This window comes from Variovorax davisae (assembly GCF_030316845.1).
Taxonomy (GTDB): Bacteria; Pseudomonadota; Gammaproteobacteria; order Burkholderiales; family Burkholderiaceae_C; genus Variovorax; species Variovorax davisae.
In genome coordinates, this window is record NZ_JASZYS010000007.1 from 325,598 (window position 1) to 347,546 (window position 21,949).

The window sequence follows — 21,949 nt, forward strand, 5'->3', positions numbered from 1 at the left end:
CCAGAAAGCTATGAACAGAATCGGATTCATCGTCTCGTCGGTCCTGGTGGCGCTCGCGCTGCTGAGTTCCACGCTCTTCGTGGTCGACCAGCGCCAGTTCGGCGTGGTCTACGCGCTCGGCCAGATCAAGGAAGTGATCACCGAGCCCGGCCTCAACTTCAAGCTGCCGCCGCCGTTCCAGAACGTGTCGTACATCGACAAGCGGCTGCTGACCTTGTCCAGCCTCGACCCCGAGCCCATGCTCACGGCCGAGAAGCAGCGCGTGGTGATCGACTGGTACGTGCGCTGGCGCATTACGAACCCGTCGGAGTACATCCGCAACGTCGGCCTCGACGAGAACGCCGGCGCGGTGCAGCTCAACCGGGTGGTGCGCAACGCCTTCCAGGAAAACATCAACAAGCGCACCGTGCGCGACCTGATCTCGACCCGCCGCGATGCGCTGATGGCCGACGTCCAGCGCGAGGTGCTGGCGGTCGTGAAGGGCGCCAACAAGCCGTGGGGCGTGGACATCGTCGACGTCCGCATCACCCGGGTCGACTATGTCGAGGCCATCACCGAGTCGGTCTACCGCCGCATGGAGGCCGAGCGCAAGCGGGTCGCCAACGAACTGCGCTCCACCGGCTTCGCCGAGGGCGAGAAGATCCGCGCCGACGCCGACCGCCAGCGCGAGGTGATCGTCGCCAACGCCTACCGCGACGCCCAGAAGATCAAGGGCGAGGGCGACGGCCGCGCCGCCGGCATCTACGCCGAGGCCTTCGGCCGCGATCCGCAGTTCGCGCAGTTCTACCGCAGCCTGGACGCCTACAAGCAGAGCTTCAACAAGAAGAGCGACGTGATGGTGCTCGACCCCTCGTCGGAGTTCTTCCGCGCCATGCAGGGCTCGGGCTCGACCAGCAACGCCCCGCGTCGCTGACGACGGCTGCGCCGCGTGGACAGCGACACCTTCTGGAGCGCGCTGGCCCTGGTCCTTGTGATCGAGGGCCTGCTGCCGTTCCTGTCGCCCGGCAGCTGGCGGCGCGGCTTCAGCCAGCTGATGCAGTTGCGCGACGGGCAACTGCGCTTCTTCGGCCTGTGCAGCATTCTTCTGGGACTCTTCCTGCTCTGGCTCCTGGGGTGATGTCGCCCCCACGCTTCCCCGCTGCGCGTGGGGCGCTGCCCCCCGAGGGGCCCAGGCCGCCTTGGGGCGGCCTGGCGCCGGCCTCTCGCGCTCCCGGTAGAATCCCGGTTTAACCACGGCCCCCGATCTCCATGTCCGCCTGGGTCCTTCCGGATCACATTGCCGATGTGCTGCCTTCCGAGGCGCGCCACATCGAAGAACTTCGACGCCAGCTGCTCGATACCGCCCGTGGCTATGGCTACGAGCTGGTGATGCCGCCACTGCTGGAGCATCTCGAATCCCTCCTGTCCGGTACCGGCGAGGCGCTCGACCTGCAGACCTTCAAGCTGGTCGACCAGCTGTCGGGCCGCAGCATGGGCCTGCGCGCCGACACCACGCCGCAGGTGGCCCGCATCGACGCCCACCTGCTGAACCGGGCCGGCGTGGCGCGGCTGTGCTACTGCGGCCCGGTGGTCCACACCCGGCCCGACCGCCCCCATGCCACGCGCGAGCCGCTGCAGTTCGGCGCCGAGATCTACGGCCACGCCGGGCTCGAGGCCGACACCGAGATCCTGCGCCTGGCGCTCGACTGCCTGCGGGCGGCCGGCGTCACCGGTCGCGCCCAGGCGCCGGTGATCGTCGACCTGGCCGATGCCCGCATCGTGCGCGCCCTGTTCGCCGGCGTGCCGGTCGATGCCGCCGCCATCGCGCGCGTGCATGCGGCGCTGGCGGCCAAGGACGCGAGCACGCTGCGCGAGCTCACGGCCGGCTTCCCCGCGCCAGCGCGCGACGGCCTGCTGGCCCTGGTCCAGCTCTATGGCGATGCCGCGGTGCTCGACGAAGCGGCCCGCGTGCTGCCCGACGCCCCCGGCATTCGCGCCGCGCTCGCCGACCTGAAGCAGCTCGCCGCCCGCCTCGAAGGCGCGCGCGTGAGCTTCGACCTGGCCGACCTGCGCGGCTATGCCTACTACAGCGGCATGCGCTTCGGCATCTACACCGACGGCGCCAGCGATTCGCTGGTGCGGGGCGGCCGCTACGACGAGGTGGGGGCCGTGTTCGGCCGCAACCGTCCGGCGGTCGGCTTCAGCCTCGACCTGCGCGAGCTGGTCGCAGTGCTGCCGGCGCGGCCGCTGCGGGCCGCGATCCGCGCGCCCTGGAGCGACGCCGAGGCCCTCAACAAGGCCATCGCCGCGCTGCGCGGCGAGGGCGAGACCGTGGTCTGCGTGATGCCGGGCCACGACAGCGAAATGGACGAATTCCATTGCGACCGCGAGCTTGTCCAGCAGGACGGCCAATGGCGCGTGCAAGCCATCTGAAATCTTGAGAAGCGAGACATCATGAGCGTTACCACCGGACGAAACGTGGTCGTCGTCGGCACCCAATGGGGCGACGAGGGCAAGGGCAAACTGGTCGACTGGCTGACCGAAAGCGCGCAGGGCGTGGTGCGCTTCCAGGGCGGCCACAATGCCGGCCACACGCTGGTCATCAACGGCGTCAAGACGGCGCTGCACCTGATCCCGAGCGGCATCATGCGGCCCGGCGTCAAGTGCTACATCGGCAACGGCGTGGTCGTGTCGGCGGCCAAGCTGTTCGAGGAGATCGAAGGCCTCGAAAAGGCCGGGGTCGAAGTGCGTTCGCGGCTGCGCGTCAGCGAGGCGTGCCCGCTGATCCTGCCGTTCCATGCGGCGCTCGACATCGCCCGCGAGGCCTACCGCGAGAAGGGCGGCATCGAGAAGATCGGCACCACCGGCCGCGGCATCGGCCCGGCCTACGAGGACAAGATCGCGCGCCGCGCGCTGCGGGTGCAGGACCTGAAGCACCCCGAGCGCTTCGCCACCAAGCTGCGCGTGCTGCTCGACCTGCACAACCACGTGCTGACCCAGGTGCTGAGCGCGCCGGCGATCGACTTCGACACGGTCTACGACGAGGCGATGCGCCACGCCGAGCTGCTCAAGCCGATGATGGCCGACGTCTCGCGCGAGCTCAACGACGCCCATCGCGCCGGCGCCAACCTGCTGTTCGAGGGCGCGCAAGGCACGCTGCTCGACGTCGACCACGGCACCTATCCGTATGTCACCTCGAGCAACTGCGTGGCCGGCAACGCGGCCGCCGGCTCGGGCGTCGGTCCCGGCATGCTGCACTACGTGCTCGGCATCACCAAGGCCTACTGCACGCGCGTCGGCGGCGGCCCGTTCCCGACCGAGCTCGACTGGGAGAAGCCCGGCACCGTCGGCTGGCACCTGAGCAACGTCGGCGCCGAGAAGGGCGTGACCACCGGGCGCAGCCGCCGCTGCGGCTGGTTCGATGCCGCGCTGCTGAAGCGCTCGGCCCAGGTCAACGGCCTCTCCGGCCTGTGCATCACCAAGCTCGACGTGCTCGACGGCTTGGAGGAACTGAAGCTGTGCACCGGCTACGAACTCGACGGCGAATACACCGACATCCTGCCGATGGGCGCCGACGAGATCGAGCGCTGCACGCCGGTCTACGAGACGCTCGAGGGCTGGAGCGACAGCACCGTGGGCGTCACCCAGTACGACAAGCTGCCGGTCAATGCGCGGCTCTACCTGCAGCGCATCGAGCAGGTCACGGGCGTGCCGATCCACATGGTGTCGACCAGCCCCGACCGCGACCACACGATCATGATGCGCCATCCCTACCTGGCCGACTGAACGCAACCACCCGCAGGAACACCATGACCATGTTGACCGAAGACGGCAAGCACCTCTACGTGAGCTACGACGAGTACCACAACCTGATCGAGAAGCTCGCGATCAAGGTGCACCAGTCGGGCTGGCAGTTCGACACCATCCTGTGCCTGGCGCGCGGGGGCCTGCGGCCCGGCGACGTGCTGTCGCGGATCTTCGACAAGCCGCTGGCGATCATGTCGACCAGCTCCTACCGCGCCGATGCCGGCACGGTGCAGGGCCACCTGGACATCGCCCGCTTCATCACCACGCCCAAGGGCGAGATCGCCGGCAAGGTGCTGCTGGTGGACGACCTCGCGGATTCGGGCCACACGCTGCATGCCGTGGTGGAGCAGCTCAAGAGCAACTACAAGCCGATCACCGAGCTGCGCAGCGCGGTGCTCTGGACCAAGGCGCTGTCGACCTTCACGCCCGACTACTCGGTCGAGTTCCTGCAGACCAATCCCTGGATCCACCAGCCCTTCGAGGGCTACGACTCGCTCGGCGTCGAGAAGCTGCTGGAGAAGTGGTCGGTCTGAGGCCACGGCCTCACTTGAGTTCTTCGGTGTAGCGCCGCTGCATTTCTTCGGGCGCCACGGCTTCGATGGCGTGCCCGACGTTCCAGCGGTGGCCGAACGGGCAGCGGAAGGTGCCCGAGCGTTCGCCGTAGAAATGATCTTCCAGCGGCATTTCCAGTGTCGCGCCCGCCTTCAGGGCGCGCGCGACCAGCGCATCCGCGTCGTCCACGTGCAGGTGCAGCGTGACCGGCGTGGCACCCAGGGTGGTGGCGCTGCGGATGCCGTACTCCGGGAATTCGTCGCACAGCATCACGGTGGTGCTGCCGAAATCCAGTTCGGCATGGCCGATGCGGCCGCCGGGCTCGGTCAGGCGGAACTTCTCGCTGGCGCCGAAGACCTCGCCGTAGAAGGCGATGGCGGCGGCCGTGTCCTTCACGCAGAGGTAAGGGAACAGTTCATGGACGGTCATTCGGGGGTCCTCGATGAAGCGGTGTGGGGGCGATTCTGATCCCGCCCGTGCCCCACGTCTTGGACGAAGTTGACCTGTCGATGGGGACGTGGTTCGGCGCGCTTGGCGCCGCCCGGCGATAGGCCTCGGGGCTCATGCCGGCGATGTCGCCGAACTCCCGGATGAAGTGGGACTGGTCGCTGTAGCCCAGCGCAAGGGCGAGTTCGGCCCAGGGCACGCTCCCGGGTGCGGTCGCCAGCAGGCGCTGGAAGCGCAGCACGCGCTGCAGGCGCTTGGGCGCCAGCCCGGCGGCCTCCTTGAAGAGGGCCGCGAAATGCCGGTGGCTGTAGCCGCTGGCGCGCACCAGTTCGCCCACCGGGACGCCGTCGGCCACGCCGCGCAGGCCCTGGGCGACCGCCGGGTGCAGGGCCAGCGGGCGTTGCGCCAGGCGCCGGACGAGCAGGGCCTCGAACGCGGCCAGCCGGGCCGGCGCCGTGCGCAGGCCGTGCAGCAGGTCGAGCGCCTCGGCGGCGGCCGCGCCCCAGAGGGCGTCGAGCGGCGTGTGCCGTTCGGCCAGCGACGAGGCGGGCACGCCGAACAGTGCCCAGGCTGCGCCGGGGCACAGCTGCGCGCCCACCGAAGCGGTCGGCCCCCCGACCTCCCGGGCATAGAAGGCCGAACGGGCGCCGCCCACGATGGCATGGCCCATCGTCCAGCCGGTGCCGTCGCCGGCGCCCGCAAACAGCCGCAGCGGACTGCCCGACAGCCGGAACACCAGGTGCATGTCGCCAGTCGGCAGCACGTGTTCGCGCCGAGGCGCCAGCTGGGCGAGCGCGCCCGCGGGGCCGGGCTCGCTGGCCCACATCGAGCGGACCACGAGGCGCAGCGAGGGCGGCGGAATGCGCGTGAGCAGCATGCCGGCCATTGTGCGCACGATCCGGTCGACTAGCATGGAGGCATGCGCAAGCCCATCACCGACCTGATCCACCATCCCTACAGCCCCCCGGCCCATTTCGCGGCGCCCCAGCCGGGCGTCTACAAGGCGTCGACCGTGTTCTTCGCCGACGTCGCCGCGATGCGCGCGCGCGACTGGCGGACCAAGGTCGGGTACACCTACGGCCTGCATGGCACGCCGACCACCTTCACGCTCGAGGAGCGGCTCGCCACGCTCGAAGGCGGCAGCGAGTGCCTGCTGGTGCCCAGCGGGCTGGCGGCGATCTCGCTGGTCTCGTTCGCGCTCCTGAAGGCCGGCGACGAGGTGCTGATCCCGGACAATGCCTACGGCCCGAACAAGGCGCTGGCGAATGGCGAGCTGGCCAATTTCGGCATCAGCCACCGGCTCTACGACGCCATGAATCCCGCCGACCTGGCGGCCAAGCTGTCGGAACGCACCAAGCTGGTCTGGGTGGAGGCGGCCGGCTCGGTCACGATGGAGTTTCCGGACCTGCCCGCGCTGGTCGGTGCCTGCCGCGACCGGGGCGTGATCACCGCGCTCGACAACACCTGGGGCGCCGGCCTGGCCTTCGCGCCCTTCGATTTCAACGGCACGGGGCAGGGGGTCGACATCTCGGTCCATGCGCTCACCAAGTACCCGAGCGGGGGCGGCGACGTGCTGATGGGCAGCGTGGTCACGCGCGACGAGCGGCTGCACCGCGCGCTCAAGCTGAGCCACATGCGCCTGGGCTTCGGCATCGGCGTGGGCGATGTCGAGACCGTGCTGCGCTCGCTGCCGAGCCTGGCGCTGCGCTATGAGGCGCATGACCGCAGCGCGCGCGAACTCGCCCGCTGGCTCGAAGGCCGGCCCGAGATCGCGCAGGTGCTGCATCCGGCGCTCGAGGGCTCGCCGGGCCATGCGCACTGGCTGCGGCTGTGCGGCGCGAGCGACCTGGCGGCGGGCCTGTTCTCGGTGGTCTTCGATGCCCGCTACGGCACCGAGCAGGTCGACCGCTTCTGCGACAGCCTGGCCTTGTTCCGGCTCGGCTACTCGTGGGGCGGGCCGATCAGCCTGGTGGTGCCCTACGACATCGGCCTGATGCGCGACGCCGCGGTCGCCCGCTGGCCCCACAAGGGCACGCTGGTGCGCTTCTCGGTCGGTCTGGAAGACGTGGACGACCTGCGCGCCGACCTGGAACAGGCGCTGGCGGCACTCTGAGAGCGCCGCGATATCGCGTACAGTCAAGCCATGTGCAGTCACCGTGACTGTCTCGTGAAGGAGAAGCAGTGGCAACACCAAATTACGGCTATGAAAAGCGCCAGAAAGAACTGGCAAAGAAGAAAAAGAAGGAAGACAAGCTGAGGGAAAAGGCCAACCGCAAGCTCATGCCCAGCAGCGACGGCCTGGCGCCCGGCGATCCGGAGACCGATGTCGCATCGCTGGAACGCGATCCGCCGACGGTGCCCGAACTGCCGACCAAGAACGGCTGAGCCGTTCCGGACCTCCCGCCCGAATGAAAAAGCCGCCGCGGCCCAGCGCCGCGGCGGCTTTTTGCTTGCCTGATCCGAAACCGGCCGCCGGCCGGCTATTTCGGCAGCATCTTGCGCAAGACCGGCCAGACGTTGTCGAGCATGCGCGGCTGGGCGGCGGCGGTCGGGTGGATGCGGTCGGCCTGGAACAGCACCGCCGCATCGGGCCCGTCGGCGATGCCTTTCAGCAGGAAGGGAACCACGGGCGCCTTGGTCGCCGCCGCCACCTTGGCGAAGATGGCCTCGAAGCGGCGCGTGTAGTCGCTGCCGTAGTTCGGCGGCACCTGGATGCCGACCAGCAGCACCTGGGCGCCCGCGGCCTGTGCGGCCTTGGTCATCTGCAGCAGGTTGTCCTCGGTGCCGGCCAGCGGCAGGCCGCGCAGGGCGTCGTTGGCGCCGAGTTCGAGCACCACGTGCGTCGGCTGGTGCTGCGACAGCAGGTTGGGCAGCCGGGCCCGGCCCCCGGCGCTGGTGTCGCCGCTGATGCTGGCGTTGACGACCGTAGCCGCGATCTTCTGTTCGGCCAGCCGCCTGTCGAGCAGCGGCACCCAGCCTTCGCCGCGCTTGAGGCCGTACTCGGCCGACAGCGAGTCGCCGACCACCAGGATCAGAGGCGGTTTGCCCGCTGCCGCCTGCGCGCCGGCGGCCGGCCATGACCCTGCATTCGCGACCAGCGCGGCGCTCAAGATAAAGTGACGTCGATTCACCACGCGAAACCTTTCCATGTCCTCAATCCGATCCGATGGCCGAGCCGACGCCATCGTCGCCGTCCAGCATGTCTTCAAGTCCGTGACCGACTCCACCGGAACGCTGGACATTCTGCAGGACATCGACTTCACCCTGGGCGCCAGGGAGACCGCTGCGATTGTCGGCGCCTCGGGCTCCGGCAAGAGCACGCTGCTGTCGATCGTCGCCGGCCTCGACACGCCCACCCGCGGCACCGTGCAGCTCGGGGGCGAGGACTTGTTCGCGATCGACGAGGACGAGCGTGCGGCCCTGCGGGCGCAGAAGGTCGGCTTCGTGTTCCAGAGTTTCCAGCTGCTCGGCAACCTGAGCGCGCTCGAGAACGTGATGTTGCCGCTTGAACTGGCCGATCGCAAGGATGCCCGCAAGGCGGCCACCGAGATGCTCGGCCGCGTCGGCCTCGGCCAGCGCCTGGGGCACTATCCCAAGGTGCTGTCGGGCGGCGAGCAGCAGCGGGTGGCGCTGGCGCGGGCCTTCGTGGTCCAGCCGGCGCTGCTGCTGGCCGACGAGCCCACCGGCAGCCTCGACTTCGCCACCGGCGAGCAGGTGATGCGGCTGATGTTCGACCTCAACCGCGAGCTGGGCACCACCCTCGTGCTGGTCACGCACGACCGTGGCATCGCGGCCCAGTGCGAGCGCAAAATCACGATCGAGGCGGGGCGCGTGGCGCTCGACGAGGGAGGGAACTGAACTGCGGGAGAGCCATGCCCAGACCTTCGAAAGACAGCGACGAGGAAGACGACACCGCCTTCGGCGGGCTGGCGCCTCGCAGCGGGCCGCAGGCCGAGCCCCTGGCCCGCAAGCCGTCCCGATGGGGCCGCTGGGCGGCGGTCGCCGCCGGACTGTTGCTGCTGTGCCTGCTGCTCTATCTCGCCGGGGCTCGATAATCCCCGCATGTCTTCCCCCAAAGTGATTTTCGGCTTCCATGCCGTGGGCGTGCGCATCAAGACCGCGCCCCGATCGGTGATCGAGGTGCTGTTCGATGCCAGCCGGCGCGATGCGCGCATGCGGCAGTTCGTCGCCCGGGCCCAGGAGGCCGGCGTGCGGCTGGTCGAGGCCGATGGCCTGCGCCTGTCGAAGCTGAGCGGCAGCCACGGCCACCAGGGCGTGGCGGCGCGGGTCGAGCCGGTCGCCCAGACCCATTCGCTCGACGAACTGCTGGAGGGCCTGGAAGCCGCGGGCACGGTGCCGCTGCTGCTGGTGCTCGACGGCGTCACCGACCCGCACAACCTGGGCGCCTGCCTGCGCGTCGCCGACGGCGCCGGGGCCCATGCGGTGATCGCGCCGAAGGACCACGCCGCCGGCATCAACGCCACCGTGGCCAAGGTGGCGAGCGGCGCGGCCGAGACGGTGCCGTACTTCATGGTGACCAACCTGGCGCGCACCCTGGGCGAACTCAAGGAGCGCAACATCTGGTGCGTCGGCACCAGCGACGATGCGCCCGGCACGCTCTACCAGAGCGACCTGCGGCGGCCGCTGGCGCTGGTGCTCGGCGCCGAAGGCGAGGGCATGCGGCAGCTCACGCGCAAGACCTGCGACGAGCTGATCAGCATCCCGATGGCGGGCGCCGTCGAAAGCCTCAACGTGTCGGTGGCGAGCGGTGTCTGCCTGTACGAGGCGATGCGCCAGCGGCTGGGCTAAAGACTGAAGAAGCGCATCACCACCTCGGCCGGATGCCGCACCCCGACGCCGACGAAGACGCGCTCGCTGATCCAGCCCAGCGCCTTCGAAGCGGTCTCGAAGCGCGGCTGGCAGCGGAAATAGACCTGCGCCGGGTCGACCGGCTCGCCGCGCAGCAGCCGGGCCATGACCTCGGCCGGCGCCGCGCGAACCGCATGGTTCTGGACGTAGATCAGGTCGCCGGCATCGGTCTCGAGGCCGTAGCGGGCATCGAGTTCGGACAGGGTGTCGCTGACGATCCACTGGAAATCGGTGCCGCCCGGAAGCACCCGGGCGGTCCAGCCGTCGCCGCGGGCTTCGCCGCCGGTGATCGGCACCAGCCGGCGCATGCCGCGCGGGCCGCGGCTCAGGACTTCGGGCCGCCCGACCTCCACCCGGAGATCGGCGAAATGGGCGAGCGTGGGCGGGGCGAGGGGGTCGTTGGGATTCATCCCGCGAGCGTAGCGCGGCTGGCGGCCGCCAGGGTCAGGAAGGGTCCTTGCCGCGCGTGCGGCCGACGCCGCTGAAGATGCCGATCCCCAGCAGGATCAGGGCGCCGATGCCGATGTAGAGCGTCGGCACGCCGGCCACCGAGGCGGCCCAGCCGACGCCGGCCAGGAAGATCAGGAAGCCGAACATGTAGAGGGCGAAGGACATGGTTGTTGCTCCGGGTCTGGGAATCGACCCAGTCTGCCTTCGCGCGCATCCGCCGGCGGCGGCCGCGGCCGCCAATCCGTGTCGGAACGAGCCTACCGTCCGGCCGTGGCGGCGGGCTCGGCGCTCGCCGCGTCCAGCGCCGCGATCGTCTCGGGCGCCAGCTGCAGCGTGGCCGCCGCGACCAGCTCCTCCAGCTGCTTCAGCGAACTCGCGCTGGCGATCGGCGCCGTGACCGCCGGCCGTGCGATCTGCCAGGCGATCGCCACCTGGCCCGGGGTCGCGCCATGGTGCTTGGCGGCGGCGTCGAGCGCGTCGAGGATGCGCAGTCCGCGCGGGTTCAGGTACTTCTTGATGGTGCTGCCGCCGCGTGCGCTTTTGGCCGCGTCCGCCGGGCTGCGGTACTTGCCGGTCAGGAAGCCGGCGGCGAGCGCATAGAAATTGATCACGCCGACGCCGCGCGCGAGGCACAGGGGCTCGAGCGCATCCTCGAACACCGCCCGGTCGCAGAGGTTGTACAGCGGCTGCAGGCTCTCGTAGCGCGGCAGGCCCAGCTGCTCGGCCACGTCCAGCGCCTCGGCCAGCCGCGGGGCGCTGAAGTTCGAGGCCCCGATCGCGCGCACCTTGCCGGCCTTGATCAGCGCCGCGAAGGCTTGCGCGGTGTCGGCCAGCGGCGTGTCCGGGTTGTCGTCGTGCGATTGGTAGAGGTCGATGTGATCGGTCTGGAGGCGCCGCAGCGAGGCATCGACGGCGTCGTGGATGTAGGCCGGCGACAGGCCCTTCTTGCCTTCGCCCATCGGCTTGCCGAGCTTGGTCGCGAGCACCACGCGGTTGCGCTTGCCGGTCTGGCGCAGCCACTTGCCGATGATCGTCTCGGACTCGCCGCCGCTGTGGCCGGGCACCCAGCTGGAATAGACGTCGGCGGTGTCGATGAAGTTGAAGCCGGCGTCGAGCCAGGCGTCGAGCAGCCGGAACGACAGCGCTTCGTCGACGGTCCAGCCGAACACGTTGCCGCCGAAGGCCAGCGGCGAAACCTGGAGGCCCGAGCGGCCGAGGGGTCGGAGTTGCATGAAGAAAAAACCTTGAAAGGGAGGTCAGACGAAACCCAGGGCGCCCAGCAGGGCCCCGGCGCCCAGCAGCCACAGCAGGTGGATGCGGGTGCGCCAGACGATAAACGCGGCCGCGCCGGTCAGCAGCCACAGGTGCCAGGCGGGCGCGTTGCCAGCATGGTTTCCGCCCGCCAGCACCCAGCCGGTGGCCACCAGCAGGCCGATGACGATCGGCGCCATGCCCTGCTTGAAGGCGCGCACGCCGCGCCGGCTGCGGTTGCGGTGGCCCCAGCGGGTGGCGAAGTAGGTCAGGGTGGTGCTCGGCAGCATGATGCCGACCATGGTGATCGCGAGGCCCAGCAGGCCCAGCAGCCAGGCCTGCGGGCCGGCTTCGATGCCGCCGCCGGCGTTGAGCCCGACGTTCCAGCCCATCAGCGCCACGAACAGCACGTTGGGGCCCGGGGCGGCCTGGGCGATGGCGACCGAGGAGCTGAACTGGGCGTCGGTGAGCCAGCGGTGGTCGCTGACCAGGAAGCGGTGCATGTCGGGCACCGTGGTGATGGCGCCGCTGATCGACAGCAGCGAGAGCATCAGGTACTGGGCGAAGAGCGCGAGCCAGTCCTGCCAGTGCATGACGATGGTCATGGCGCGATCTTTCGCCAGGTCCAGGTGCAGGCCGCGCCGCCGACCACCAGCAGCACCCAGCCGAGCGGGATGCGGGCGAAGGCGATCGCGGCGAAGACCACGGCGACCAGCACCAGGCAGGCGGCGAAGCCGAGCGGGTGCCGGCGCAACTGGGGGATCAGCTTGATGCCTGTGGCGGCGATCAGGCCGCCGGCGACCGCGCCCATGCCGCGCAGCGCGCCCGCGACCTGGGGGTTGCCGGCGTAGTGGGCATAGAGCACCGCCAGCGCCAGGATCACGGCCAGCGGCACCGTCAGCATGCCGGCCACCGCCGCGATCGCGCCGCGCAGGCCGAAGTGGCGGTCGCCGATCATCAGCGCCAGGTTGATCACGTTGGGGCCCGGCAGCACCTGGGCGACGGCCCAGTCCTCGAGGAACTCCTCGGGGGTGAGCCAGCGCTTCTTTTCGACCATCTCGCGCTGGACGATCGCCAGCACGCCGCCGAAGCCCTGCAGGGCCAGCCAGGTGCAGGAAACGAACAGGTCGCGCGGGGATTGGGGGCGCGGGCGGTCGGACGCCGCTGGCGCAGGTGTAGAGGCCGGATCCATGTGGGGCGATTATCGTGGGCCGTGCCGCCGCCGAGGCGCACTGTCCCACGTGCCGCGCCCCAAGTTGCTGCCAAACTCCCGCCCATGAACGCACGCTCGCTCTTCCAGCTCTGCAAGGATTCGGTCGCCTCGTGGCGGGCCGACTACGCCCCCAGCATGGGCGCCGCGCTGGCTTACTACACGGTGTTCTCGGTCGCGCCGCTGATCCTCATCGTCATCTCCGTGGTCGGCCTGGTGTTCGGCCGGGAGGCGGCCCGCGGGGAGATCTTCGTTCAGCTCTCGGGGCTGATGGGCGCCGACGGCGCGCGGGCGGTGCAGTCGATGCTCGAAGCCCTCAACAAGCCGACCCAGGGCGTGGTCGCCACCGTGGCTGGCCTCGGCCTGGTGGTCGTCGGCGCCACCACGGTCTTCGGTGAACTGCAGGACGCGTTCGACCGCATCTGGCGGGCGCCGGTGCGGGACGAGGGCGGCGGGGTACTGTCGCTGCTGCGCACGCGGCTGCTCTCCTTCAGCATGATCATGGGCATCGGCTTCCTGCTGATCGTGTCGCTGGTGGTCAATGCGGCGCTGGCGGCGCTGGGCGAATGGTGGGCGCCGCTGTTCGGTGGCTGGGCCACGCTGGCCCAGCACGTCAATTCGGCCTTCGGCTTCGTGATCGTGACGGTCGGCTTCGCGATGATCTACAAGGTCATGCCGCGGGTCAGCGTGCAGTGGCGCGACGTCTGGGTGGGGGCCGCAGTGACGGCGGTGCTGTTCACGGTCGGCAAGTACCTGATCGGCCTGTACATCGGCACCACCGGCGTCGCCTCGGGCTACGGCGCCGCCGGCTCGCTGGTGGTGGTGCTGGTGTGGGTCTACTACTCGGCCCAGATCTTCCTGCTGGGCGTCGAGTTCACCTGGGTCTATGCCCACACCCACGGCTCGCTGAAGGGGGTGCCCCGGCCGGCGCCCGGGCGTTCGCCGATGCGGCCCGAAGAGGCGGCGCGGCCGGCGGTGCGCGAGTCCGCCGACGGCTAGACCCCTGCGGCGCGGTCAGCCCGAGAAGCCGCCTTCGTCCAGGAACTGCTGCTCTTCGGGCGAGCTCTGGCGCCCCAGCGCCCGGTTGCGATGAGGAAAGCGGCCGAAGCGCGCGACGATGTCGCGGTGCAGCACGGCGAAGCGCTGCGTGTTGGCGTCGAGCGCGCGGTTCAGCGCGACCGAGCGTTCCTGGTCGGCCAAGGCCTCGGAGTGCATGAAGGGCAGGTAGAAAAACGCCCGCAGCGCCGGTTCGACCTGCTGGTCGAAGCCGGCCGCGAGCGCCGCCCGCGCGATCGCCAGCGCCTTGCCGTCGGTCGCGAACATGTGGCCGCTGCCGCGCCAGGCGTTGCGCGGCAGCTGGTCCAGCAGCACCAGCAGCGCCAATGCGCCTTCGGCGTCGGCCGCCCAGTGGTCGAGTTCGCCGGTGGCGGCCAGGTGGTGCGCGGCCTCGAAGCGGGTCTTGAAATCGGCATCGAAGGCGTCGTTCTTCGCGAACCAGCGCTGCGGGCCGGCCGCGCGCCAGAAGGCCGCGACGGCGCCGGGGGAGGGAAGGTCGGTCATGGGCGGGATGATGCCATCCGGGAGAGGCCAAAGTCGGGGCGGTGGCCGACAGCGCACGGGCCCGGTGCTGCCTAAGCTGGGTGGGTCACAACCAGATGGAGATCAGCCATGACCCGATACGGACAACTCTTGCGCCTGGCGCTGGTCGCGGGCGTCACGACCGCGGCCCTGGCCGGCTGCGGCATGATGTCGAAGTCCAGCACCGCCAGCTTCAGCGGCGCCATGAACGCGGCCAGCGAGGTGCCGCCCAACATGACGCGCGGCAGCGGCATGGCCGAGGCCTGGCTCAACAAGGACACCAACGTGCTCAAGTACAAGATCACCTACGAGGGCCTGAGCGGCCCCGCGACCGCGGCCCATTTCCATGGGCCGGCCACCGCGGGGGCGAACGCCGCCGTCGCGCTGCCCTTCGCATCGCCGGCCAGCCCGATCGAAGGCCAGGCCACCTTGACGGCGGCCCAGGCGGCCGATCTGATGGCCGGCAAGTGGTATGCCAATATCCACACCGCGGCCAACCCGGGTGGCGAGATCCGCGGCCAGATGCTGCCGAAGATGTAAGCTGCAGCCCCCATGGAAACGGACGACGACACCAAGCCTGCGGCCGCGCCCGAGCTGCGCAGCGCCTACCTGGAAGAGAAGGCGTTCAAGTCGCGCACGCTGCTGATCTTCGGTGCCATCAGTGATGCGGTGGCCGCCGACGTCACGCGCCGGCTGATCGCGCTCGACGCCGACAGCCAGGCGCCGATCGACATCCTGGTGAGCTCGCCCGGCGGCCACCTGGAATCGGGCGACGCGATCCACGACATCGTCCGCTTCATCGGCGCGCCGGTGTACATGATCGGCACCGGCTGGGTGGGCAGCGCCGCCACGCACCTGTTCCTGGCGGCGCCGCGCGAGCGCCGCGTCTGCCTGCCCAACACCCGCTTCCTGATCCACCAGCCGAGCGGCGGCGCCGGCGGGCAGGCCACCGACATCGCCATCCAGGCGCAGGAGATCGTCAAGGCACGCGAGCGCATCGCCCACGAGATCGCGCGCGAAACCGGCAAGCCGCTGGAGGAGGTGCTGGTCGACATCGAGCGCGATCGCTGGCTGTCGGCCCAGGAGGCGGTGGCCTACGGGCTGGTGTCGCGCATCGTGGAGCGCAAGACCGAGTTGCGCGCTTAGTCGTCCATCGTCGCGACGCGGCGAGTGCTGGCGCATGGTGTCAAATGGCGCCATGACCGCCATCAAGAAGCCTCGCGCCGCCACGCCTTCCGCTCGCCCCCGGGTCGATGTCACGACCGCCCGCAAGGCACTGGTGCTGCAGGGCGGCGGCGCGCTGGGCGCCTACCAGGCCGGCGTCTATGCGGGCGTGTTCGAGAAGCACAAGACGCTCGACTGGGTGGCCGGCGTCTCGATCGGTGCGGTCAACGCGGCGCTGATCGCCGGCAACCCGCCCGAGCGCCGGGTGGAGCGGCTGCGCGAGTTCTGGGACCTGGTGTCGTCGGGGCCGACCCAGCGCCTGCCGGCCTGGTGGGGCGGCGACCGGGCGGCACTCAACCAGTGGAGCGCCGCCGCGGTCGCGATGTTCGGCGTGCCGGGCTTCTTCGAGCCGCGCCGCACGCCCGCGCTGCTGATGGGCGGCTCGGCGCCGCTCTTGAGCTACTACGACACCTCGCCGCTCAAGTCGACACTCGAGCGGCTGGTCGACTTCGACCGCATCAACCACTGCGAGACCCGCTTCAGCGTCGGCGCCGTCAACGTGCGCACCGGCAACTCGCTGTACTTCGACAACACGGTGCAGCGCATCGGCCCCGAGCACATCATGGCCAGCGGCGCGCTGCCGCCCGGCTTCGCGCCGGTGCACATCGACGGCGAGGACTACTGGGACGGCGGCATCGTCTCCAACACCCCGCTGCAGTACGTGCTGGACATGCACCCGCGCAACAAGACCCTGATCGTGCTGCAGGTCGACCTCTTCAGCGCCCGCGGCGCGATGCCGCGCACCCTGGCCGAGACCATGGAGCGCCAGAAGGACATCACCTATTCGAGCCGCACGCGGATGAACACCGATGCCCTGGCTTCCAACATGAACCTGCAGCAGGCCATCGCCGACCTGATCGGCAAGCTGCCCGCGGCGCTGCAGAAGGACCCCAGCGTCCAGGCCGTCTGCGGCCAGCTGAACCACGAGCCGATCGAGATCGTGCACCTGATCTACCGCGACAAGCCCTACGAACTCGATTCCAAGGACTACGAGTTCTCGCGCGCCTCGGTCGACGAGCACTGGGACGCCGGCCTGCGCGACATCCGCAACACGCTGGACCATCCCGAATGGCTGGAGAGCGCCTCGCTGCCGAATGGCGTCACCACCTTCGACCTGACCGAGCCGAACGCCCGCCGGGTGCGCCATCCGATGGCGCTGCCGCAGGTGCCGGCGGCGCGCTGAACGCGATCAGGCTGCCTTAAGCCTGGCCGCGCAGGCTCTGCGCCACGGGCACGCAGATTGCACGCAGATCCCTCAACCTCATCACTTCAAGGAAATCCCATGCAGCTCAAGGACAAGGTCGCTTTCATCACCGGCTCGGCCAGCGGTATCGGCAAGGAGATCGCGCTGGTCTTCGCGCAGGAAGGCGCGAAGATCGTGATCGCCGACCTCAACAAGCAGGCGGCGGACGCCACCGCCGCGGAACTCAAGGCGGGCGGCGCCGAGGCCATCGGGGTCGGCGTCGACGTCACCAGCGAGGCGCAGGTCGACGCGGCGGTCGAAGAGGCGGCCAAGGCCTTCGGCGGCATCGACATCCTGATCAGCAACGCCGGCATCCAGATCGTGCATCCGGTCGAGGAGTTCAGCTTCGCGGACTGGAAGAAGATGCTGGCGATCCACCTCGACGGCGCCTTCCTGACCACCAAGGCCTGCCTCAAGCACATGTACGCCCAGGGCCGCGGCGGCAGCGTGATCTACATGGGCTCGGTGCATTCGAAGGAAGCCTCGCTGCTGAAGGCGCCCTACGTGACCGCCAAGCACGGCCTGATCGGGCTGGCCAAGACCGTGGCCAAGGAAGGCGCCAAGCACAACGTGCGCGCCAACGTGATCTGCCCGGGCTTCGTGCGCACCCCGCTGGTCGAGAAGCAGATCCCCGAGCAGGCGAAGACGCTCGGCATCACCGAGGAGCAGGTGATCAAGAACGTGATGCTCAAGGAGACGGTGGACGGCGAGTTCACCACCACCGACGACGTCGCGCGCGTGGCGCTGATGTTCGCCGCCTTCCCGACCAATGCGCTGACCGGCCAGTCGCTGGTGGTGAGCCACGGCTGGTTCATGCAGTGAGCGTGGCACCGTACTTACCCTGAGTCGCGTGCCGGCTGGCTGACAGCTTGGGGGCCTAGGATGTGGCGAGGAGCGCCTCCGGCGCTTCGCCCGACACGGAGACCCTGGCTCCATGACGACATCTCTTCACCACCTCGGCCGGCGCACGGCCCTCATCGCCGCTGCACTGGTGCTGGCGGGCTGCGGTGCCGTCGGCACCCGGCCCGCGGCGAGCGACATCCACGTGATGACCTCCGGCGGCTTCACCGCGGCCTACAACGACTTGCGCCCCGGCTTCGAGAAGGCGAGCGGCCGCGCCGTGAAGACGGCCTACGGTGCGTCGATGGGCAATGCCGACGACTCGATCCCGAGCCGGCTGGCGCGCGGGGAGCCGGCCGACGTCGTGATCCTGGCGCGGCCGGCGCTCGATGCGCTGGTCGCGCAGGGCCAGGTGATGCCCGGCAGCGAGGTCGACCTGGTGCGCTCCAGCATCGGCTTCGCCGTCAAGAAGGGCGCGCCCAAGCCCGACATCGGTTCGGTGGAGGCGCTGAAGCGCACCTTGATCGCCGCCCCCTCGATCGCCTATTCGGCCAGCGCCAGCGGCACCTACTACGAGACCGAACTGCTGAAGAACCTGGGCATCGAGGCCCAGGTCAAGCCCAAGAGCAAGCGCATCCTGAGCGAACGCGTCGGCACCGTGGTCGCGCGCGGCGAGGCGGCGCTCGGGCTTCAGCAGGTGAGCGAGTTGCTGCCGATCGAAGGCATCGACTATGTCGGTCCGCTGCCGGCGGAAGTGCAGCGCGTGACGGTGTTCTCGGCCGGCGTTGCGACCGCGTCGAAGCAGCCCGATGCGGCGCGCGAGCTGATCCGCTACCTGAATTCGCCGGCCGCCGCGCCGACCATCGCCAAGACCGGCCTCGAGCCGCTGACCGCCCGCTGATGCCGTCATGGAGCTGAGGCAGCTGCGTTATTTCGTCAAGATCTGCGAGTTGCGCAGCATGGGGCGCGCCGCGCTCGAACTCGACCTCGCGACTTCGGCCCTGAGCCAGCAGATCAGCCGGCTCGAGAGCGAGCTGTCGACCCGCCTGCTGCAGCGCAGCTCGACCGGCGTGACGCCGACCGACGCCGGGCTGGCCTTCCTGCAGCAGGCGCAGCTCACGCTGCGGCATGCCGATGAAGCGGTGCGGGCCGCGCAGCAGGCGCGGCTGTCGGGCCACGTCAGCATCGGGCTGCCGCCGACCACCGCCTCGGTGCTCGGCGTGCCCTTGATGCAGGCCATGCGGGAGCGCTATCCGGAGGTCCGGCTGCACCTGGTGGAGTCGCTGTCGGGGCACCTCGGGGCGATGCTCAATGCGCGCCAGCTCGACCTGGCCGTGCTGTTCCAGACCGACGTGGCGCGGCGCTGGAGCGTGCTGCCGCTGCTCGACGAAAAGCTGTTCGTCATCGGCCGCGTCGACCTGCCCGGCCTGCCGACCGGACGCCAGGTGCGCCTGGCGCGCCTGGGCGAACTGCCGCTGATCATGCCGAGCGCCTCGCACGGGCTGCGCGCCACGCTGGAGGCGGCCTTCGCGCGGGCGCGGGTGGCGCCGCGGGTGGTGGCCGAGATCGACGGCCTGGCGATGCTGATGGACGCGGTGCGGGCCGGGGAGGGCGCCACCATCCAGCCGGGTGCGGCGACCGCGCGGCTGGCCGACGAGCGCCTCGCGCAGGTGCGCATCGCCGATGCGCAGGTCGGCCGCCGCAACCTGCTGGCGAGCCTGTCGGACGACGAACTCTCGCCCGCCGCGCTGGCCGCTCGCGTGGTGCTGGCCGACGTCGCGCGCGGGCTGGTGCGCGAAGGGCGCTGGGCCGGCGCCACCCTTCACGAAAACTGAAGACCCCTTGCGCCGCGCGCACTGTCGCGCGGCGCCATGGCTGCCTAGAGTCGAGCTCCTCACGAGGAGACAACTGAAATGATCGATGTCCTGGTCGTCGGCGGCGGCAATGCCGCGCTGTGCGCCGCGCTGATGGCGCGCGAGGCCGGCGCCAGCGTGCTGCTGGTCGAGGCCTCGCCGCGCGAATGGCGCGGCGGCAACTCCCAGCACACGCGCAACCTGCGCTGCATGCACGACGCGCCGCAGGACGTGCTGGTCGAGGCCTATCCCGAGGAAGAGTACTGGCAGGACCTGCTCAAGGTGACCGGCGGCCAGACCGACGAGCATCTGGCCCGCATCGCGATCCGCGCTTCCGCGTCCTGCCGCGACTGGATGCGGCGGCATGGCGTGCACTTCCAGCCGCCGCTGTCCGGCGCGCTCCACGTGGCACGCACCAACGCCTTCTTCATGGGCGGCGGCAAGGCGCTCGTCAATGCCTACTTCCGCAGCGTCGAGCGGCTGGGGGTGCAGGTTCGCTACGACACGCCGATCGTCTCGGTCGAACTCGACGGCGATCGCTTCGTGGCCGCCCGCACGGCCGGCGGCGAGCGCATCGCGGCGCGCAGCTGCGTGCTGGCGGCGGGCGGCTTCGAGTCCAACCGCGAGTGGCTCATCGAGGCCTGGGGCGTGAACGCGCGCGGCGAGCGGCCGGCCGAGAACTTCCTGATCCGCGGCACCCGCTTCAACGAGGGCGTGCTGCTCAAGGCCATGATCGACGCCGGTGCCGACGCCACCGGCGATCCGACGCAGGCCCACATGGTGGCGATCGATGCCCGGGCACCGCTCTACGACGGCGGCATCTGCACCCGCATCGACTGCGTGTCGCTCGGCGTCGTCGTCAACCGCGATGCGCAGCGCTTCTACGACGAGGGCGAGGACTTCTGGCCCAAGCGCTATGCGATCTGGGGCCGGCTGGTGGCGCAGCAGCCGGGCCAGATCGGCTGGTCGATCATCGACCGCAAGGCGATCGGCCGCTTCATGCCGCCGGTGTTCCCGGGCACGGTGGCCGACAGCCTGCCCGAGCTGGCGCGCCAGCTGGGCCTGCCGGAAGCACCCTTCGTCGACACCATCGCCGCCTACAACGCGGCCTGCCGGGTCGGCAGCTTCGACCACACCACGCTCGACGACTGCCGCACCGAAGGCCTGGCGCCGGCCAAGACCCACTGGGCGCGTCCGATCGACGCGCCGCCCTTTTACGGCTATGCGCTGCGGCCCGGCGTCACCTTCACCTACCTGGGGCTGAGGGTGAACGACCAGGCCGCCGTGCACTTCGGCGGCCGGCCGAGCCCGAACCTGTTCGTCGCCGGCGAGATGATGGCCGGCAATGTCCTCGGCCAGGGCTACACCGCCGGCGTGGGGATGGCGATCGGCACCGCGTTCGGCCGCATCGCCGGCACCCAGGCGGCCCTGGCCGCCATGAAGGAAACGATCCATGCAGCCGCTTGATGCGCTGGCCCGGGAGGCCGTGGCCCTCGCCGGCGGCGGACCGCGGGTGATACCGATCCTGAGCGCGCCCGAGGCCGAGGTCGGCCGCCAGATGCAGATCTGCAATGCCTGCCGCTATTGCGAGGGCTTCTGTGCCGTGTTTCCGGCGATGACGCGCCGGCTCGAGTTCGGCCAGGCCGACATCCACTACCTCGCCAACCTGTGCCACAACTGCGGCGCCTGCCTGCATGCCTGCCAGTACGCGCCGCCGCACGCGTTCGCGGTCAACGTGCCGCGCGCGATGGCCGAGGTGCGCGGGCAAACCTATGTCGACTATGCGTGGCCGCCGGCTTTGGGGCGGCTGTACCAGCGCAACGGCTTGACGCTGTCGGCGGCGCTCGCGGCGGGGCTGGCGCTGTTCCTGATGCTGGCGGTGGCGCTCAACGGCACGCTGTGGGGCGGCCGGCTGGAGGGCAACTTCTACCGCCTCTTCCCGCACAACCTGCTGGTCGGCCTGTTCGCGCCGGTGTTCCTGTTCGTGGTGTTCGCACTGGGCAAGGGCGTCACGCGCTTCTGGCGCGAGCTGACGCCGGCCACCAGCGGCGCGCCGTTGAACGCGCCGGCCGCGGCCGAAGCCACCCACGCCGTGCTGCGCCTGAAGTACCTCGACGGCGGCCACGGCGAAGGCTGCCACGACGCGGACGATGCCTACACGCTGTCGCGCCGGCGCTTCCATCACTTCACCTTCTACGGCTTCCTGCTGTGCTTCGCCGCCACCAGCGTCGCGACGCTCTACCACTACCTGTTCGGCTGGCATGCGCCCTACGACCTGCCGAGCCTGCCCAAGCTGCTCGGCTTGGTCGGTGGCGTCAGCCTGATGGTCGGCACGGCGGGGCTCTGGCGGCTCAACCGCCGGCGCCATCCGCTGCAGGGCGATGCGGCGCAGAAGCCGATGGACCTGGGCTTCATCGCCTTGCTGTTCCTCACCAGCGCGAGCGGACTGGCGCTGTGGCTCGGGCGCGGTACGCCGGCCCTGGCGCTGCTGCTGTGCCTGCATCTGGGCGCGGTGATGGCGCTGTTCGCCACGCTGCCCTACGGCAAGTTCGCGCACGGCATCTTCCGCACCGCGGCGCTGCTGCGCCATGCGGTCGAGAAGCGGCGGCCGAATCCGATCGGCCTCGGTGCCGATTGACCCCCGAC

The 21,949-nt window shown here is 70.2% G+C and carries 28 protein-coding genes; 19 read left to right on the forward strand and 9 right to left on the reverse strand.

The features are described from left to right. Positions 1-10: 10 nt before the first annotated feature. The 5 genes from hflC (at position 11) to QTI33_RS18565 (ending at position 4,319) form a co-directional block, all read left to right on the forward strand. A complete protein-coding gene (gene hflC, locus QTI33_RS18545) occupies positions 11-913 on the forward strand; it encodes a protease modulator HflC (RefSeq protein ID WP_286507666.1) in 903 nt (300 codons plus the stop codon). A gap of 15 nt (positions 914-928) precedes the next feature. After that, positions 929-1,117 carry a DUF2065 domain-containing protein gene (locus QTI33_RS18550; protein WP_286507667.1) on the forward strand — a complete coding sequence of 63 codons (189 nt, stop codon included), beginning with the start codon at positions 929-931 and terminating at the stop codon, positions 1,115-1,117. 131 nt (positions 1,118-1,248) lie between these two features. After that, positions 1,249-2,412 (forward strand): ATP phosphoribosyltransferase regulatory subunit, encoded by a 1,164-nt coding sequence (locus QTI33_RS18555; protein ID WP_286507669.1) that lies wholly within the window; start codon positions 1,249-1,251, stop codon positions 2,410-2,412. 21 nt (positions 2,413-2,433) lie between these two features. After that, the gene (locus QTI33_RS18560; RefSeq protein WP_286507672.1) at positions 2,434-3,765 is read left to right on the forward strand and encodes an adenylosuccinate synthase; all 1,332 of its coding nucleotides are present in this window, start codon (positions 2,434-2,436) and stop codon (positions 3,763-3,765) included. 29 nt (positions 3,766-3,794) lie between these two features. Continuing rightward, positions 3,795-4,319, forward strand: coding sequence for a phosphoribosyltransferase (locus QTI33_RS18565; RefSeq protein ID WP_286507755.1), 525 nt, complete (start codon positions 3,795-3,797; stop codon positions 4,317-4,319). 10 nt (positions 4,320-4,329) lie between these two features. On the opposite strand, the gene QTI33_RS18570 is transcribed toward QTI33_RS18565, so the two are convergent. Both QTI33_RS18570 and QTI33_RS18575 read right to left on the reverse strand, forming a co-directional pair. Further along, positions 4,330-4,767, reverse strand: a complete 438-nt coding sequence (locus tag QTI33_RS18570; RefSeq protein WP_286507673.1) for a VOC family protein — start codon at positions 4,765-4,767, stop codon at positions 4,330-4,332. After that, complete coding sequence (locus tag QTI33_RS18575; RefSeq protein ID WP_286507674.1) at positions 4,754-5,698, reverse strand: helix-turn-helix domain-containing protein; 945 nt, start codon at positions 5,696-5,698, stop codon at positions 4,754-4,756. Before QTI33_RS18575 ends, QTI33_RS18570 begins: the two co-directional genes overlap by 14 nt. A 6-nt stretch (positions 5,699-5,704) precedes the next feature. Between QTI33_RS18575 and QTI33_RS18580 the strand changes: the two genes are divergently transcribed. Both QTI33_RS18580 and QTI33_RS18585 read left to right on the forward strand, forming a co-directional pair. Beyond that, entirely contained in the window at positions 5,705-6,898 is a 1,194-nt protein-coding gene (locus QTI33_RS18580; RefSeq protein WP_286507676.1) for a PLP-dependent transferase, read from the forward strand. 68 nt (positions 6,899-6,966) lie between these two features. After that, the gene (locus QTI33_RS18585) at positions 6,967-7,170 is read left to right on the forward strand and encodes a hypothetical protein (RefSeq protein ID WP_286507677.1); all 204 of its coding nucleotides are present in this window, start codon (positions 6,967-6,969) and stop codon (positions 7,168-7,170) included. Positions 7,171-7,265: 95 nt separating this feature from the next. Here QTI33_RS18585 and QTI33_RS18590 read toward each other — a convergent pair whose 3' ends face one another. Next, on the reverse strand, positions 7,266-7,934 hold the full coding sequence (locus tag QTI33_RS18590; protein WP_286507679.1) for an arylesterase: 669 nt from the start codon (positions 7,932-7,934) through the stop codon (positions 7,266-7,268). On the opposite strand from QTI33_RS18590, the gene QTI33_RS18595 reads away from it, so the two are divergent. From QTI33_RS18595 to rlmB, 3 genes are read left to right on the forward strand one after another with little or no spacing between them, the layout of a single operon-like run. Then, positions 7,933-8,643: an ABC transporter ATP-binding protein gene (locus QTI33_RS18595; protein WP_286507680.1), complete on the forward strand. Its 711-nt coding sequence runs from the start codon at positions 7,933-7,935 to the stop codon at positions 8,641-8,643. The two genes, QTI33_RS18590 and QTI33_RS18595, sit on opposite strands and share 2 nt — an antisense overlap. A 14-nt stretch (positions 8,644-8,657) precedes the next feature. After that, entirely contained in the window at positions 8,658-8,840 is a 183-nt protein-coding gene (locus tag QTI33_RS18600) for a hypothetical protein (RefSeq protein ID WP_286507681.1), read from the forward strand. Positions 8,841-8,847: 7 nt separating this feature from the next. Continuing rightward, positions 8,848-9,594, forward strand: coding sequence for a 23S rRNA (guanosine(2251)-2'-O)-methyltransferase RlmB (gene rlmB / locus QTI33_RS18605; RefSeq protein WP_286507682.1), 747 nt, complete (start codon positions 8,848-8,850; stop codon positions 9,592-9,594). Here the strand turns inward: rlmB and QTI33_RS18610 are convergent. The 5 genes from QTI33_RS18610 to QTI33_RS18630 form a co-directional block, all read right to left on the reverse strand. Beyond that, positions 9,591-10,064, reverse strand: coding sequence for a DUF3237 domain-containing protein (locus QTI33_RS18610; protein WP_286507683.1), 474 nt, complete (start codon positions 10,062-10,064; stop codon positions 9,591-9,593). The genes rlmB and QTI33_RS18610 overlap by 4 nt on opposite strands. Before the next feature lie 34 nt (positions 10,065-10,098). Further along, the gene (locus QTI33_RS18615) at positions 10,099-10,269 is read right to left on the reverse strand and encodes a hypothetical protein (RefSeq protein ID WP_286507685.1); all 171 of its coding nucleotides are present in this window, start codon (positions 10,267-10,269) and stop codon (positions 10,099-10,101) included. 92 nt (positions 10,270-10,361) lie between these two features. Continuing rightward, positions 10,362-11,336 (reverse strand): aldo/keto reductase, encoded by a 975-nt coding sequence (locus QTI33_RS18620; RefSeq protein ID WP_286507686.1) that lies wholly within the window; start codon positions 11,334-11,336, stop codon positions 10,362-10,364. Positions 11,337-11,360: 24 nt separating this feature from the next. Further along, positions 11,361-11,960 (reverse strand): chromate transporter, encoded by a 600-nt coding sequence (locus QTI33_RS18625; protein ID WP_286507687.1) that lies wholly within the window; start codon positions 11,958-11,960, stop codon positions 11,361-11,363. Beyond that, the gene (locus tag QTI33_RS18630) at positions 11,957-12,547 is read right to left on the reverse strand and encodes a chromate transporter (RefSeq protein ID WP_286507688.1); all 591 of its coding nucleotides are present in this window, start codon (positions 12,545-12,547) and stop codon (positions 11,957-11,959) included. Before QTI33_RS18630 ends, QTI33_RS18625 begins: the two co-directional genes overlap by 4 nt. 84 nt (positions 12,548-12,631) lie before the next feature. Here QTI33_RS18630 and QTI33_RS18635 point away from each other — a divergent pair, with 84 nt between their 5' ends. Beyond that, positions 12,632-13,564, forward strand: a complete 933-nt coding sequence (locus QTI33_RS18635; protein ID WP_286507690.1) for a YihY/virulence factor BrkB family protein — start codon at positions 12,632-12,634, stop codon at positions 13,562-13,564. A gap of 15 nt (positions 13,565-13,579) precedes the next feature. Here QTI33_RS18635 and QTI33_RS18640 read toward each other — a convergent pair whose 3' ends face one another. Next, positions 13,580-14,125, reverse strand: coding sequence for a DUF924 family protein (locus tag QTI33_RS18640; protein ID WP_286507691.1), 546 nt, complete (start codon positions 14,123-14,125; stop codon positions 13,580-13,582). Positions 14,126-14,233: 108 nt separating this feature from the next. On the opposite strand from QTI33_RS18640, the gene QTI33_RS18645 reads away from it, so the two are divergent. The 8 genes from QTI33_RS18645 to tcuB all read left to right on the forward strand — a co-directional run bounded on the left by QTI33_RS18645 (position 14,234) and on the right by tcuB (position 21,941). Continuing rightward, positions 14,234-14,683, forward strand: a complete 450-nt coding sequence (locus QTI33_RS18645; protein ID WP_286507692.1) for a CHRD domain-containing protein — start codon at positions 14,234-14,236, stop codon at positions 14,681-14,683. 12 nt (positions 14,684-14,695) lie between these two features. Beyond that, positions 14,696-15,289: an ATP-dependent Clp protease proteolytic subunit gene (locus tag QTI33_RS18650; RefSeq protein ID WP_286507694.1), complete on the forward strand. Its 594-nt coding sequence runs from the start codon at positions 14,696-14,698 to the stop codon at positions 15,287-15,289. Between the two features lie 52 nt (positions 15,290-15,341). Beyond that, on the forward strand, positions 15,342-16,550 hold the full coding sequence (locus QTI33_RS18655) for a patatin-like phospholipase family protein (RefSeq protein ID WP_286507695.1): 1,209 nt from the start codon (positions 15,342-15,344) through the stop codon (positions 16,548-16,550). A gap of 99 nt (positions 16,551-16,649) precedes the next feature. Beyond that, positions 16,650-17,432 carry a 3-hydroxybutyrate dehydrogenase gene (locus tag QTI33_RS18660; RefSeq protein ID WP_286507696.1) on the forward strand — a complete coding sequence of 261 codons (783 nt, stop codon included), beginning with the start codon at positions 16,650-16,652 and terminating at the stop codon, positions 17,430-17,432. Between the two features lie 112 nt (positions 17,433-17,544). Then, positions 17,545-18,351 carry a substrate-binding domain-containing protein gene (locus QTI33_RS18665; protein WP_286507697.1) on the forward strand — a complete coding sequence of 269 codons (807 nt, stop codon included), beginning with the start codon at positions 17,545-17,547 and terminating at the stop codon, positions 18,349-18,351. A gap of 7 nt (positions 18,352-18,358) precedes the next feature. After that, positions 18,359-19,285 (forward strand): LysR family transcriptional regulator, encoded by a 927-nt coding sequence (locus tag QTI33_RS18670; RefSeq protein ID WP_286507698.1) that lies wholly within the window; start codon positions 18,359-18,361, stop codon positions 19,283-19,285. A 78-nt stretch (positions 19,286-19,363) separates the two neighbouring features. Next, on the forward strand, positions 19,364-20,770 hold the full coding sequence (gene tcuA, locus QTI33_RS18675) for an FAD-dependent tricarballylate dehydrogenase TcuA (protein WP_286507699.1): 1,407 nt from the start codon (positions 19,364-19,366) through the stop codon (positions 20,768-20,770). Further along, complete coding sequence (gene tcuB, locus QTI33_RS18680; protein ID WP_286507700.1) at positions 20,757-21,941, forward strand: tricarballylate utilization 4Fe-4S protein TcuB; 1,185 nt, start codon at positions 20,757-20,759, stop codon at positions 21,939-21,941. The genes tcuA and tcuB overlap by 14 nt, the downstream gene beginning before the upstream one ends. Positions 21,942-21,949: the final 8 nt, after the last annotated feature.

Coding starts and splice junctions, on each gene's coding strand:
- QTI33_RS18565 (WP_286507755.1), top strand. CDS start 3,795: ATGTTGACCGAAGACGGCAAGCACCTCTACGTGAGCTACGACGAGTAC.
- QTI33_RS18610 (WP_286507683.1), bottom strand. CDS start 10,064: ATGAATCCCAACGACCCCCTCGCCCCGCCCACGCTCGCCCATTTCGCC.
- QTI33_RS18650 (WP_286507694.1), top strand. CDS start 14,696: ATGGAAACGGACGACGACACCAAGCCTGCGGCCGCGCCCGAGCTGCGC.
- QTI33_RS18600 (WP_286507681.1), top strand. CDS start 8,658: ATGCCCAGACCTTCGAAAGACAGCGACGAGGAAGACGACACCGCCTTC.
- QTI33_RS18670 (WP_286507698.1), top strand. CDS start 18,359: ATGGAGCTGAGGCAGCTGCGTTATTTCGTCAAGATCTGCGAGTTGCGC.
- QTI33_RS18620 (WP_286507686.1), bottom strand. CDS start 11,336: ATGCAACTCCGACCCCTCGGCCGCTCGGGCCTCCAGGTTTCGCCGCTG.
- QTI33_RS18655 (WP_286507695.1), top strand. CDS start 15,342: ATGACCGCCATCAAGAAGCCTCGCGCCGCCACGCCTTCCGCTCGCCCC.
- tcuB (WP_286507700.1), top strand. CDS start 20,757: ATGCAGCCGCTTGATGCGCTGGCCCGGGAGGCCGTGGCCCTCGCCGGC.
- tcuA (WP_286507699.1), top strand. CDS start 19,364: ATGATCGATGTCCTGGTCGTCGGCGGCGGCAATGCCGCGCTGTGCGCC.
- QTI33_RS18580 (WP_286507676.1), top strand. CDS start 5,705: ATGCGCAAGCCCATCACCGACCTGATCCACCATCCCTACAGCCCCCCG.
- QTI33_RS18575 (WP_286507674.1), bottom strand. CDS start 5,698: ATGCTAGTCGACCGGATCGTGCGCACAATGGCCGGCATGCTGCTCACG.
- QTI33_RS18665 (WP_286507697.1), top strand. CDS start 17,545: ATGACGACATCTCTTCACCACCTCGGCCGGCGCACGGCCCTCATCGCC.
- QTI33_RS18555 (WP_286507669.1), top strand. CDS start 1,249: ATGTCCGCCTGGGTCCTTCCGGATCACATTGCCGATGTGCTGCCTTCC.
- QTI33_RS18660 (WP_286507696.1), top strand. CDS start 16,650: ATGCAGCTCAAGGACAAGGTCGCTTTCATCACCGGCTCGGCCAGCGGT.
- QTI33_RS18570 (WP_286507673.1), bottom strand. CDS start 4,767: ATGACCGTCCATGAACTGTTCCCTTACCTCTGCGTGAAGGACACGGCC.
- QTI33_RS18645 (WP_286507692.1), top strand. CDS start 14,234: ATGACCCGATACGGACAACTCTTGCGCCTGGCGCTGGTCGCGGGCGTC.
- QTI33_RS18640 (WP_286507691.1), bottom strand. CDS start 14,125: ATGACCGACCTTCCCTCCCCCGGCGCCGTCGCGGCCTTCTGGCGCGCG.
- rlmB (WP_286507682.1), top strand. CDS start 8,848: ATGTCTTCCCCCAAAGTGATTTTCGGCTTCCATGCCGTGGGCGTGCGC.
- QTI33_RS18590 (WP_286507679.1), bottom strand. CDS start 7,934: ATGGAAAGGTTTCGCGTGGTGAATCGACGTCACTTTATCTTGAGCGCC.
- QTI33_RS18635 (WP_286507690.1), top strand. CDS start 12,632: ATGAACGCACGCTCGCTCTTCCAGCTCTGCAAGGATTCGGTCGCCTCG.
- QTI33_RS18560 (WP_286507672.1), top strand. CDS start 2,434: ATGAGCGTTACCACCGGACGAAACGTGGTCGTCGTCGGCACCCAATGG.
- QTI33_RS18630 (WP_286507688.1), bottom strand. CDS start 12,547: ATGGATCCGGCCTCTACACCTGCGCCAGCGGCGTCCGACCGCCCGCGC.
- hflC (WP_286507666.1), top strand. CDS start 11: ATGAACAGAATCGGATTCATCGTCTCGTCGGTCCTGGTGGCGCTCGCG.
- QTI33_RS18625 (WP_286507687.1), bottom strand. CDS start 11,960: ATGACCATCGTCATGCACTGGCAGGACTGGCTCGCGCTCTTCGCCCAG.
- QTI33_RS18615 (WP_286507685.1), bottom strand. CDS start 10,269: ATGTCCTTCGCCCTCTACATGTTCGGCTTCCTGATCTTCCTGGCCGGC.
- QTI33_RS18595 (WP_286507680.1), top strand. CDS start 7,933: ATGTCCTCAATCCGATCCGATGGCCGAGCCGACGCCATCGTCGCCGTC.